The sequence below is a fragment of the Streptomyces sp. URMC 124 genome (assembly GCF_051386455.1).
Classification (GTDB): domain Bacteria; phylum Actinomycetota; class Actinomycetes; order Streptomycetales; family Streptomycetaceae; genus Streptomyces.
The window spans coordinates 1-355 of the sequence record NZ_JBPQTS010000385.1; the positions used below are offsets into that span (position 1 = coordinate 1).

Here is a 355-nt window from a genome sequence, read left to right on the forward strand (position 1 = left end):
GGGTCGTAGGAGATGTTGCCGGTGCCGTCCTGTTTCTCGATGCCGCCGATGCGGTGTTCCAGGCCCGGGGTGCCGGGCACGGCCCAGGGGCGGGCGAGGGTCTGCGGGTCGCGTTTGTAGGGCCAGAACACCTCGGTGCCATCGGCGAGGGTGTGGTTGGGGCCGGTGGCGAACTGCACCCGCAGATCGGGCAGTTCGTCGGGTTCCGGGATCCGCCAGGGCTCGGAGCCGTTGGCGAGGTAGCCGTCGGAGAGCAGGAAGACCGGAGTGCGGTAGGTCAGCGCGATCCGCGCCGCATCCAAGGTGGCGTCGAAGCAGTCCGCGGGGGTTTTCGGCGCGACGATGGGAACAGGTG

Annotated in this window: 1 pseudogene; it reads right to left on the reverse strand. The window is 69.6% G+C overall.

The window, feature by feature from the left end:
* Window positions 1–355, reverse strand: a pseudogene (locus ACSNOG_RS33055) (2-oxoacid:acceptor oxidoreductase subunit alpha); the annotation flags it as partial.